At 58.9% G+C, this 11,943-nt stretch carries 9 protein-coding genes and 1 CRISPR repeat array; of the genes, 5 read left to right on the plus strand and 4 right to left on the minus strand.

Translation table 11 applies throughout. From position 1 onward, the window contains the following. Positions 1 to 72: 72 nt before the first annotated feature. A complete protein-coding gene (locus tag QP828_RS07855; protein WP_274733449.1) occupies positions 73 to 1,113 on the plus strand; it encodes an iron-siderophore ABC transporter substrate-binding protein in 1,041 nt (346 codons plus the stop codon). Between the two features lie 116 nt (positions 1,114 to 1,229). On the opposite strand, the gene cas5e is transcribed toward QP828_RS07855, so the two are convergent. The 4 genes from cas5e to QP828_RS07875 are packed head-to-tail and all read right to left on the minus strand — an operon-like array spanning position 1,230 to position 5,338. Further along, positions 1,230 to 1,955 carry a type I-E CRISPR-associated protein Cas5/CasD gene (cas5e, locus tag QP828_RS07860; protein ID WP_274733447.1) on the minus strand — a complete coding sequence of 242 codons (726 nt, stop codon included), beginning with the start codon at positions 1,953 to 1,955 and terminating at the stop codon, positions 1,230 to 1,232. Beyond that, positions 1,948 to 3,060, minus strand: coding sequence for a type I-E CRISPR-associated protein Cas7/Cse4/CasC (locus tag QP828_RS07865; protein WP_274733446.1), 1,113 nt, complete (start codon positions 3,058 to 3,060; stop codon positions 1,948 to 1,950). The genes cas5e and QP828_RS07865 overlap by 8 nt, the downstream gene beginning before the upstream one ends. A gap of 23 nt (positions 3,061 to 3,083) precedes the next feature. Then, on the minus strand, positions 3,084 to 3,713 hold the full coding sequence (casB, locus tag QP828_RS07870) for a type I-E CRISPR-associated protein Cse2/CasB (protein ID WP_274733444.1): 630 nt from the start codon (positions 3,711 to 3,713) through the stop codon (positions 3,084 to 3,086). A 2-nt stretch (positions 3,714 to 3,715) separates the two neighbouring features. Further along, positions 3,716 to 5,338, minus strand: a complete 1,623-nt coding sequence (locus QP828_RS07875; protein ID WP_274733442.1) for a type I-E CRISPR-associated protein Cse1/CasA — start codon at positions 5,336 to 5,338, stop codon at positions 3,716 to 3,718. A gap of 251 nt (positions 5,339 to 5,589) precedes the next feature. On the opposite strand from QP828_RS07875, the gene cas6e reads away from it, so the two are divergent. Genes cas6e through cas2e form a run of 4 tightly spaced genes read left to right on the plus strand, consistent with a single transcriptional unit; the run spans position 5,590 to position 10,391 of the window. After that, a complete protein-coding gene (cas6e, locus tag QP828_RS07880; RefSeq protein ID WP_274733440.1) occupies positions 5,590 to 6,264 on the plus strand; it encodes a type I-E CRISPR-associated protein Cas6/Cse3/CasE in 675 nt (224 codons plus the stop codon). Next, entirely contained in the window at positions 6,264 to 8,957 is a 2,694-nt protein-coding gene (gene cas3 / locus QP828_RS07885) for a CRISPR-associated helicase Cas3' (protein ID WP_274735125.1), read from the plus strand. Before cas6e ends, cas3 begins: the two co-directional genes overlap by 1 nt. Positions 8,958 to 8,959: 2 nt before the next feature. After that, entirely contained in the window at positions 8,960 to 9,904 is a 945-nt protein-coding gene (gene cas1e, locus QP828_RS07890; protein ID WP_016442350.1) for a type I-E CRISPR-associated endonuclease Cas1e, read from the plus strand. A 7-nt stretch (positions 9,905 to 9,911) separates the two neighbouring features. Next, positions 9,912 to 10,391: a type I-E CRISPR-associated endoribonuclease Cas2e gene (cas2e, locus tag QP828_RS07895; RefSeq protein ID WP_231366661.1), complete on the plus strand. Its 480-nt coding sequence runs from the start codon at positions 9,912 to 9,914 to the stop codon at positions 10,389 to 10,391. A 132-nt stretch (positions 10,392 to 10,523) separates the two neighbouring features. Next, positions 10,524 to 11,895: a CRISPR direct-repeat array (repeat unit 29 nt; unit sequence CTCTTCCCCGCGCGAGCGGGGGTAATTCC). Positions 11,896 to 11,943 lie beyond the last annotated feature (48 nt).

Consider the following 11,943-nt stretch of genomic DNA (forward strand, 5'->3'; position numbering starts at 1 on the left):
CAGTGACAACCACACGACCACCGCAGCCGCAGGTGCGTCCGGCCGCGAGTGCGGCATCCACGAAAGGAAGTTATGAAGAAGTCCCTGACCGCGTGGGCGGGCACCGTTCTGGTGGCTTGCCTGGCTTTTGCCGGATGCGGTTCTCAGAAGAGTAATGATTCTGCCAATTCCTCGGCGTCCCCTGCCTCCTCCTCCGCGGCGGCAAGCTCCGCTACGGACGGGAATGCCGCGACCGAGGCGTTATTCCCCGCGACAATTGACACGAAGTTCGGGCCCGTTACTGTCAAGGAAGCCCCGCAGCGCGTGGTCGCTCTGGGCTGGGGCGATGCCGAAGTGGCGCTCTCGCTGGGCGTGCAGCCGGTGGGCGCGGCTGACTGGCTGGCTTTCGGCGGCAATGGCGTGGGCCCGTGGGTGAGCGAATCGTATGAGAAGGCCCCGGAAATCCTGGGCACAATGGAGCTGTCGTACGAGAAGATCGCGGCGCTCAAGCCGGATCTTATTCTTGACGTCAAGACTTCGGGCGATAAGGAACGCCACGATAAGCTTTCCCAGATTGCGCCGACGGTCTCGCTGCCGGAGGGCGCGGATAATTGGCTGACCTCCACGAAGGACCAGGTCACCATGATTGGTGCGGCGCTGGGTAAGCCGAAGGCGGCCGCGGCGCAGCTGGATGCGGTGGAAAAGAAGTTCGCTGAGGTTACGGCCGCGCACCCCGATTGGAAGGGCAAGTCCGTGACCGTGGCGACGAAGACCTCCGAGGGCTGGGGTGCCTACCTGAAGGGCGATACGCGCCTGGAGTTCATGACGAAGCTGGGCTTCGTGCAGAACCCGAAGGTTCAGGAGCTGGCTCCGGCCGATGGCGGTTTTGCTGTGCAGCTCTCCGCCGAGCAGCTCGATGCGATTGATGCCGATCTCATTGCGGCATTCCCGATTTTCATTGATACCGCGCAGATCACCGAAGATGCCACCTGGCAGAAGGTCCCGGCGGTTGCGGCCGGCCACGCTTTCGTGGTGGATGGCGACCTGTCCAATGCGTTCTCCCTGGGTACCCCGGCCGCGCAGCTGTGGGCCTTGGACAAGCTGACGCCGCTTATTGAGAAGGCTGCGAAGTAAACGCTGAGCTTTTAGGCCGCTGTTAGGTGCTACGGCCTGGTGCACAGATTCGCGCAGAACGCCCCGGAAAGACCACTCATGGGTGAGCTTTCCGGGGCGTCGGCCATGAGCGGGCGTTAGCGATCGAGTAGCGCGGCCACTCGGTTCATCCACTCGCCTCGATTGCTCACCACGTCCACCATGCTCGACGTTCCTGGGAGAGCTCCGGGCCCGCTGTCTGCGGTGTACGGGGCGCGCGAATACGTCCAGACCTGTTTTTTCGGTTTCTTGAAGGCTGGGTCGAATACCGGGATCTGGTTGAACGTGTCGGCCTCGCCGCGTCCCAGATAGAAGGGGAACGACGGCGCAAAGGCTTTCTTCCCCAGGTAGGTGACGAAGGCAGGGCTGCGCAGCGCGGCGTCGACCTCTTCCTGGTGATTCGGGCACGTTACCCTCACAAGGAACTCAGCCCCGGCCAGGTAGGTGCGGCGGATGATCGCGTTAGAGTTTTGCTGATCCGGGGTGAAAGCGAGATTCTTATCCGAGTCGCTTTGTTTCCGGATCCACAACTGGCGCGTTCGGAACTCACGTTCGTCATTGCGGAGACCGCTTTTGGTAGCGCGGGGATTAATGGTCTGGAATTCATTGATGAGGCGACCGGGGCGATCAACCCGTACTGTAAAATCAGCGCCCTCCAACCACTCTGGCCATTGTTCGCGCGGAGCGCCCAAGGCACCCGCGAGGAGACCAAGGAGACCGGACCGCGTAGGCCGGAGCTCCGAGTTAACCACGTTCCCCGTCACCCGCGGTCCCGCCCAGGATTGCACGGGGCCCGCTAGCCGCAGGAATGTTGGATTACTCATTCTGGCCACCCAAGATCCACGCCACGACCGTGTCAACCAGGCCGTTCTTTGAGGTGGGTTCCACCCCAAACAGCTCTTCCAGCTGGGGGAACGTTCCTGTAAGAGCCAATGCGTCCCCGAAATTATCGGGATCGAAGCGCCGGGCAGCGTGGAATTGCTCTCCTAGGGCTCGCACGGAGGGTTCGAGGAAACCGCCACGGGAACTATCTGGTTGCACCGGAGTTTCAAAGCTGTAGGCGCAGCGGTAGCGCTGTTCTTCGGCAAGGGCAACGACCGGCTGCGTGTAGGGAGCCGTGGAATGTTCCTTACCGCGCGGCTGGCCGTAAATAAGAGCGGTGATCATCTGACGTAGGTTTTCCTCCGCCTCTGGTTTACCAAAAGCGGTCCAACTCGCCTGGAGTTGTTCCCTATCAATCGTCACCGTGCGGTAGAAAATACCGCTGGTAAATTGGCTGATCCCTAGGTAGGTAGCCCCGCTGCGGGATTCTTCCCCGGTGAACTTATTCTGCTCACGGATATCGTCAACAGTCGAGAAATAGTCAGTGCCAATGGTGGCAGCGTGGGTGGTCACCGCAGGCGATACGCTCAGCGCGGCTTCTGTACCCTTCTCAGGTTTCGCCGCAAACATACGCCCAAAAGCGGCAATGGCGAGGGAACCGGTGCATCCGTTAAGCACGAACTCCGTATCAGGATCGACTTCGCCGGCCACGACCTGCGCCGCAACCTGGATCTCTTCCCCACTCAACCAGATCGAACGATCCGCTTCAGCAACTCCCGCACCATCATCAGCATCGGCTTTCGCCTGCTTCTTCGTGAATTGACCGACGAGAGCGCGAGCCTTTGTCAGGGTTTTCTTCGGGTCCAGATCAGGGGAAAGCTTGAGTGCGGCGTCGCGAATAACCTCTTCGAGCTTGCCAGAGCGCACCGAAACGTCAAGGCTGGCAGTTTCGTAGGCGACGCGTGCGCCACGCTTGATGGCCTGCGAGGAATGCATGGCGCGGAGAACGCCACCTTCCATGAGTCGCTTCGGGGTTCCTGAATCGTCACGGTTGAGATTCGAGTAGCTGATCGGAGTAAGGAAATGCAGGGTTAGGTGACGGTACATGATTAGTCCTCTCGGTTATGGTTTTAGTTTTCAGAAGCTTTGGCAGGAACGGTTTCAGGTTGATCCGAAACCGCAAGTTGAGGTGCGGAATAGAATTCCTCTATTACTCGCATTCGAATGTGCTGAGATTGAGGTGACAGGCCGTTCCCCCAGCGCATCAACGTATCGGCAATATCGAAATAATTGACAGGAGGAACCAGACCCGGAATCGTTGATGCCACATCAAAAATTCGTTTGATGGATCGAGCTGCTTCTTCCATATCTTGGGTGTGTAGGTACGCTAGGCGCGCGGCAATCATTCCTGGATTATCTGGTGAAACTGATTGTGCGCGTCCGTTTTTGTTCTCAGCGGTTGCCACGCGATATGCCCACCGCCCCAAACTGTTGCGACGCTTACCTTCGTGGGAATGAGGCACGCGATCATATTCCGCAGCCAAGGCTGCCACTCGCAGCAAGGCATTACGCTGCTCGGGGCGTGCATCTTCGGGCACTGCTGGTAGCACATAGGGATAAGCACGCACTTGAGTGAACGGCGTTGCACCCTGCCGAATTGCGGCACGCGCAGCGCGATAGTCAGGATCTTTACGCCGTTGCAAGATTTCGTACAACAACGCCTTCCAAGGCTCCCGTTGCGGGGTATCTATCTGTGTCATTGTTATTTCTCCTCATAAGCCGTGGGAACATCAAATTGTTTTGTGACAGCCCGAATATGACGAGCAACATTCGAATAAACTGCCGCGAAGAGCGCCGGATCTTGCCCCCGATAGGGTGCAATAGCTTCATTGAAAGCTCCGAGCGCAACCTGAGCAGCCCCGCCGCGAGCCGCACGGATTTCTTCAGGATGCCGCTCAGCGGTTGTCACTTGAGAAAGAAAATCTTCATAAGAGCGGGTGATCGCGCGCCAGAAAATATCCGATGCCGAATCCCGATAGTTTTCAAGCGAGTCAAGAACGGTGGGCATTCCATTAGAGGCAACAGAGGCCGCCCCGCGTGCGCGTCGGAAAGGTTGGATCACACAGTAATGCAGAGCCTGGATGAACTCTGCATGGCGCCGGACTTGACCCTGTGCTCGATCAGATAGCCCGAAAGCCCATAGCTGCGGATCTGCCACATCAACCCGCGAGGAACGGATAACTGGAGAAGAGGCAGTTCCTTCGATGTAATGGCGGATGAATATCAACCGACAGTCAGAAGAGGAAACAATGCGATCATGCGCTTCGGCCACTTGTGCCAGTCTGCCGCGTGCGGCCCATTCCACCGCAAGATCCGTCGCATCCCTCCCTACGTCCATTCGCTGAGCCTTTAACTCGCCGGACTTATTAGGCAAATACAGGTAGAAAGGATCGCTCTGATCGCGCTCAACCCAGTAAGCTTTTCGGCTCTCTTTCGTTGCTCCCGCTTCTGGGGGAACCCACGCCGGTGGAACGCCACCGATGCGCACACCGGCGAGCTCGTTATCCTCCCAGTAGCAGGCAGCACTATTGGATGACCAGGTAGCCCGCCATAGTGGATGATCAGTCCCACCCCGAGATCCGGTTCGATCTGCCCATGCTGGTAAACCGTCGCCTTCTACCCATGAGCGTGGGATCATCGCTAAAAGCGTATGAAGAAGCGACGAGCCTTCCCAGATCAGTTCGGTAGCCGTCATACCTACGCCGACAAAATGGAAACCAGGACTTCCCATTTCAGCTTTTTGGCCAGCGTAAGAGTTATTTCCAGCCGGCGAATAGCAGTGATAGGCGAGAAGATAAAGCGCCGCATCCTCCAGGGAAAGAGTATCGCGCTGTGTTAGCAGACTCCAGAATTCTTCACCTTGGTCGGAGATCATGGAAGGTAACAGCTTCTTGAGCCGCAGCTCCCCTTTTCCGAGTTTGCGCTCATTATCTTTCGCATTACGCATCGGCTCAGCGGGCCGTTGCATAAACGGCTGCCGGTCATCGAATAACAAGGACCCCGGTGCGAGTATTTCAATAGCTTTGTCAATCGCCTCGGGTTCAAGACCCTCCGAGAGAATGCGTTCCCAGTCGATCCGGAATGGATCCCAGTGAGCATGATTAGACTGCCTTAAAACCACGGCAACGACCGCCGCTAACAGTCGCAACTCTGCACCATACACATAGCCCGGGACGGATTTATCCAGGACCACCGGTTCGCGGCCCATTTCTTTGTCGGAGGACCCTTTTAGAATATGAGCATCAAGAAGCGCATCGCGAACCGATAATCGTCCGCGTAGCGTAACCAGTAACGGAATGTCCGTCAAAGCATTGATTTTTTCCATGCTTCCTCTCCTTTGAGATGAAACGAGACTAACAAGAGAAGAATGCTTTGTCAATCCATTTGACCCGTCTTTACAATTGCGTTTCTCCCCGCTAATATGAAACTCAAGATAAGGGAGAAACCCAGCCTCGAAAACGCTGTTAACCCCGCTCACGCGGGGAAAGCGGCCTATCTAGGCAATCCATTAGACCCTGAAATACCCACGCTAGCCGTGGAAACCGCTCGCTAAGAGCCTAGTCGACGGAGACGAATATGGCAGATCAACACACATCGGAACCTCAACCGATCTTCCTAACAAAAGTACCGGTGCACACACTCCTCTCACGCGTGGCCCTGCACAAGCCAGAACGCGGATGGACACTGAAGGATCCGCAAGTACGCCACCGCGCGATCATGGCACTCTTCCCACAGACCGGCGCGGAACACCCCCGAGCGGAGATGGGGATTCTTTTCCGCTTGGATCACGTTCCCGGAGATGCCCCATTCTTCCTTATCCAATCCCGCGAACCGGTTCCGCAACTCAACCTCCCCCACGAGGCCGCGATGAAAGAAGTTGAACTCAAGGAACTCCCGGCTGGAACTCCAGTTTCGTTCCGCATCGCAATCAATGCGATTCAACGCATTGGCACCGGGGGAACTCGGTCAATTCCGCTTGACGGTGAGGAATCTCAACTTGGGGTCCCAAGCCTCTCTGAATGGCTGAGCGCAAAACTAGCCCCCGCCCTCACGAATACAGAGATCATTGACGCGCGGCGCGAAATTCTCACCACCGGTTCGGGAAAAAACAAACGCGCCGTCCAGATCGATACGATCAACGGAGTTGCAACCGTGGGAGATAGCGAAGCACTACTCACCGCCCAAACCAACGGGGTTGGACGTGCAAAAAGCTACGGTTGCGGACTCCTCTCCGTCCAGGCACTATCGTGATGCGCACGCACCCCAACGTATGGGCAAAGCAGCGCGGTACGGAAACGTCCTACCCCCTTCTCGCCCACTTGCTGGATACCGCAACTACTGCCGGAGTCCTCTACGAAACTTGGCTGAGGCCCGGTCTACGCACAGTTCTCGGGCCTGCGGGAAAACGGGAAGTGGTGGAATGGGTGGCCGGCTCTCATGACCTAGGAAAAGCCTGTCCGGTATTCCAATACCAGCAAACCCAGAAGGGGCCGCAGTGGGATGAGATTCGGACCGCGCTCTGTACTAACGAACCCCAACTTGGTGACATTTCCGAGTGGTCTCGAAACTTCTGTGAGGATTACGCTCCCGATATCCGTCACCATCAGAAAATGTCAGCGCTGCTACTGCATCGGAAGGCGATCATTCCCGATGCATATGCAGTACCGTCGTGGAAATACATCCCGGCGCTCGGCCATCATGGCCATTTCGAGACCCCGTCCTGGAACAGTGAAGAGACCAACTACCTTTTCGAAGACATGGAAGAAACCGGCTGGCTTGCCCTCGCCGATGATCTTATCTCCTGCTTGGAAGAAAGCATTGGCATAACCCAGGCTGAACTCCCGGCTGAACTCTCGCCCACCGCAACAATCTTACTCTCCGGCCTCACCGTGCTCGCCGACCGCATTGCCTCGGGAACCGAATGGGTGGCCGCCCAGCAGGAATTCCTCGCGGCCGGGAAACTCACCCTTGACGACCCAGCCGGGTGGATCACCGCATGCCGCGCCCGCGCCCGTGCTCGCATCGAAGAAACCGTTGGGGTGTACCACGGATGGGAATCCGCAGAGCAAAGCCAGCGGGCAATCCTCGGAAAGCACACCCCGCGCCCGCTCCAGGAAGAAGCCACCCGGGTAGGCTGCGGACTCTGGAATGTCATGGCCCCCACCGGCGTCGGCAAAACCGAAGCGGCTCTACTCCGGCACGCCACCGCGAACGAACGTCTCATTTTCCTACTTCCCACCCAAGCTACCTCGAATGCACTTATGCGGCGTATCCAGCGTTATTACGCGGGAACGCCCAATGTTGCTTCCCTCGCGCATTCCCTCGCCTCCACCGAAGATTTTTATAATCAACCGGTCACCGTGGGGAATGACCGCAGCGAAGCCCCGGGCAGAGCCAGCATCACCTCCGCGGAGCACGGCGCTAGCACAGCCGGCCTTTTCCCCACCGACTTCGTTCGCTCCGGAAGCTCCCGCCTTCTGGCACCCGTCTGCGTCGGCACAGTGGACCAGGCACTCCTGGGTGCCCTACCAGCAAAATGGACACACCTGCGGCTCCTCGCCCTGGCCAATGCCCACGTTGTTGTGGACGAAGTCCATACCCTCGATCAGTACCAGAGCGGTCTCCTCAGCAACCTTCTGCTCTGGCTGCGCGCCACGAACACCCGGGTCACCTTCCTTTCCGCCACCCTCGCCTCCGCTCAACGCGCCACCTACCTCGAGGCGTATACGGGCCAACCCCCGCAAGGCGAAGCGCACTTCCCCCTCCTGGAAAACCTGGATACCACCGGAACCCAGCTGCGGAGTATTCGCCCCGACGGCCCGCCCCGTACCCTCACTATTGACCGCAGTACCGAAAAGTATTGCAAGCTCGTTAGTTCGCACCGCGATTGGGTGCGTGACCAGCGGCGGCGTTACCCCCAGGCCCGCATCGGAGTCATGTGCAATACAGTTGCGCGTGCCCAGGAACTCACCCGAGCCCTCGCCGCCGAGGGCAACGTTGTTATCCTCCATTCCCGCATGACAGCTGAGCATCGCCGTCGTAACGCTGAACTCCTCGAACACGAAATCGGATCGGGTAGCACGGGCGCGGCGCTCACGGTTATCGGAACCCAAGCAATCGAAGCCTCCCTAGATATTGACCTCGACCTGCTTCGCACCGAGCTATGCCCGGCGGCGTCCCTCATTCAGCGTGCCGGGCGCCTGTGGCGTTCCGCAGATCCGAACCGCGCCACCCGAGTGCCGGGACTGAGCGGGCCGCGAGTGTCCGTCGTCGCTATTAATGGCACCGAAGGGGAACAGCTACCGTACCTAGCCAGCGAACTTGCACGCGTGGAGAAATGGCTCAAAGAACACAACAACATCCGAATCCCGGAGGATTGCCAGGAATTTGTAGATACTGGCACCCTGCTGCTGGCGGATATCGAGGAAGATAAACCCGATGAACTCAATGAATTCGCGAAGAAATCACTGGCGGCAATCCGCGCCCGGAACGCTACGTACGATATGAAATATTGCCTGAGCAAAAGCTCCCAGGTGCAATCTTTCACCGCCATGACGCAGCGTGATAAAAACCTCGGGGACGAGCGCTCAACCAGGCTCATTGAAGTTGAAACCACCCGCCTGATTGTATGCGGCGATCCGGATATTATCCCCGGCGCGTGGACCGGGGACCCTGAAGATTTGGGGAAGCTGCGCGGCAGTGACCGTGAAGGCATACGCCGCGCTTTGCGTGCGTCCGTTCCGGTCACGGTTACGGGTCGTGCGAAAACACTGTTTACGGATGCGACATCGCTTGAAAATGCGCCGTCGCTACTCTGCCGGTACCACGTTTTAAACGACGGCGCAGCTCATTACGACCCGCTCATCGGGCTCGTTGTGCCGGGTAGCATTCCGGATCCCCACTGCTCGGGCGCACCGGCACAGCCCGCCACCGGGAAGGAGTAAACATGGCTTACTCAGATGAGGCTCTGGCCTTCCGCACTATCAAGGCGAGCGAGCAGGTGCGCCTTGAGGACCGGATCTCCTTCCTCTACCTCGAATACGTGCAAATCCGCCAATCGCGCACGGGCGTAGTGGCCTACGATGCCGGCCGGGAAGGAAAGAATGGATCCTTGGAAGGCACCCGTGCCCGGGCGATCCAACTCCCCGTAGCCGGGTTAGCAGTGCTTACCTTGGGCCCCGGAACCTCAATTTCTAGCGCAGCGCTGACCTCCTGTGCCCGCGCCGGAACCACCGTTCTTATCACCGGCGGAGGAGGCGTGCCCCTGTATACCCACGCCACGCCGCTCACCTCGAGCGCACGATGGGCCATTGCACAAGCCCGGCTGGTGAGTAATGAAGCCCGGCAGCGCGAAGCCGCGCTGGTGCTCTACAAAAAGCAGCTGGGGGTGGAGAATGCGCCTGGTAGTTCTATTGCCACCATGCGCGGGCTGGAGGGGCAGCTCATGCGCAATACCTACCGCACGATGGCAGCAAAATATGGAACCGGGAGTTTCACGCGTGATACTTCCTCGGACGACCCGGTCAATGCCGGCCTGAACTTGGCGAATTCAATACTCTACGGGTGCGCAGCTTCCGTGTGCGCGGCACTGGGGATCAACCCGGCACTGGGGATTATTCACCGCGGCGACGCGCGCTCCTTACTTTTTGACCTCGCGGATCTGTTCAAACCGAGCGTGACGATTCCTCTGGTGTTCGCGGCCGCGCGTGAAGAAGACCCCATGACGGCTGTCCGCAAAGCGGTGCGGAGAGCTATCGTAGACCACCGCATTCTTCCCGATATGCTCGCCACCATCATGGACATCCTCCAGCCTTTCCTCCCCGCGCGCGACGACGACCGACTCATCTCCGGTAATAACGTTGAAGTTTCCGGCCACATCCAATACGGATAAGGAGGCTGTGTTGTTCGTTGTTGTTAATGCGGTCGCCATCCCAGATCACCTGCGCGGATACTTGAGCAGGTTTCTTTCCGAGGTCACCACCGGATTGTACGTGGGCGTTGTTTCCGCGCGGGTGCGGGACAATTTGTGGGAACGCGCGGTATCCGCCGCTGGTTCCGGAAGTCTCACTCTTATTTATAACGACGCCGCCCGTGAGCAAGGCTTCGCGCTACGCAGCACGGGAAGTGGCAGTCGTCCTGTCCTTGATCTGGATGGCATGCTGGTTATCGGGACGGGTGCGGAGGACGCAGTTGGTGTGGAACCGGATGATGTCGATCTGCCAGGTGCTTCGCTCAGCTCTCCTGATTCGGTTAGCAATGCGCCGATTCATCGCGAACGGAGGAGCCGGGTTCGCAAGCGCACGGTCACTATAGCCAAACGGGATAATCGGGGGCACGAGCCTGTGTCCGATGAAGATAGGCATGCCGGAATAAGCTAAATTTAAGAGGTGGGAACTAACGTGGTTGTTACGCTCGGCGAATCGGCGTATCTCCCGGCGAGCCGCAAATCTGGAACTCTGTTCCATTGCGATTTCCGGGTCCGCCGCCGATAAACAACCAGGTCAGGCAATCTCTTCCCCGCGCGAGCGGGGGTAATTCCCCCGAAACCCAAGCTACCGAGCATGAAAGCCGCTCTTCCCCGCGCGAGCGGGGGTAATTCCTGCCGTCATCTCTTCATCATCTTCCAGGCATTCTCTTCCCCGCGCGAGCGGGGGTAATTCCGGTAGCCAGCTCATTGTATTCATTGCGGGATACTCTTCCCCGCGCGAGCGGGGGTAATTCCGCTCAGAGCTCGCAGAGATTTTGGGTGTGGGTCTCTTCCCCGCGCGAGCGGGGGTAATTCCGGTTTGAATCCAAAAGCTCGTGATACGCGGGACTCTTCCCCGCGCGAGCGGGGGTAATTCCACAGTGGCAAATCCAGCAAGCAGCCAGCTATGCTCTTCCCCGCGCGAGCGGGGGTAATTCCGCTGGGGTACACGTCGCTGTAGTAGTAGTCCCCTCTTCCCCGCGCGAGCGGGGGTAATTCCCCGCGCCACCTGCGCCGTAGCAAACCGGACCGACTCTTCCCCGCGCGAGCGGGGGTAATTCCAAGTTCGAGGGTGTTCCTGATTTTCGGGTGCTCTCTTCCCCGCGCGAGCGGGGGTAATTCTATGCGCTAATCGCTGCTGCTAGATCACGGGTACTCTTCCCCGCGCGAGCGGGGGTAATTCCGCGCTCATGTTTCATGCGCAGCGCCTAGCCTACTCTTCCCCGCGCGAGCGGGGGTAATTCCCCTCAAGGAATATAAAGAAGCCCTGAAAGCCCCTCTTCCCCGCGCGAGCGGGGGTAATTCCTTTGCTTCCAGGGAAAGGGAAAGGGTCCCGTCCTCTTCCCCGCGCGAGCGGGGGTAATTCCACAGCCCTACTAATCGCCCCCGCGTTGCTGATCTCTTCCCCGCGCGAGCGGGGGTAATTCCATCGACCCGCGCGCATTGGAGCGCGACCGTCACTCTTCCCCGCGCGAGCGGGGGTAATTCCCACGCTGCGCACCGATTCGGCAACCCTTGCCGCTCTTCCCCGCGCGAGCGGGGGTAATTCCGAGGGCGGTCGGAGCCGGAGCGGAATGCGCAGCTCTTCCCCGCGCGAGCGGGGGTAATTCCGTGAAATTCAATATACCCGCACCCCGGAGCGGCTCTTCCCCGCGCGAGCGGGGGTAATTCCTCGAAAATGGTTTCATGATCTTCCGCGCAATACTCTTCCCCGCGCGAGCGGGGGTAATTCCCAAGCAGAAGCCCAAGCCGCTGGGCTCAAAGACTCTTCCCCGCGCGAGCGGGGGTAATTCCACTTGAGCGCGTATGTTCCCGCGGGGGCTGAACTCTTCCCCGCGCGAGCGGGGGTAATTCTAAGCCGGGCATTAGCCCGCCGGTGCTGCTCTTCTCTTCCCCGCGCGAGCGGGGGTAATTCTAAGCCGGGCATTAGCCCGCCGGTGCTGCTCTTCTCTTCCCCGCGCGAG

The sequence above is a fragment of the Actinotignum sanguinis genome, from assembly GCF_030230305.1.
In the GTDB taxonomy this organism is placed as follows: Bacteria; Actinomycetota; Actinomycetes; order Actinomycetales; family Actinomycetaceae; genus Actinotignum; species Actinotignum sanguinis.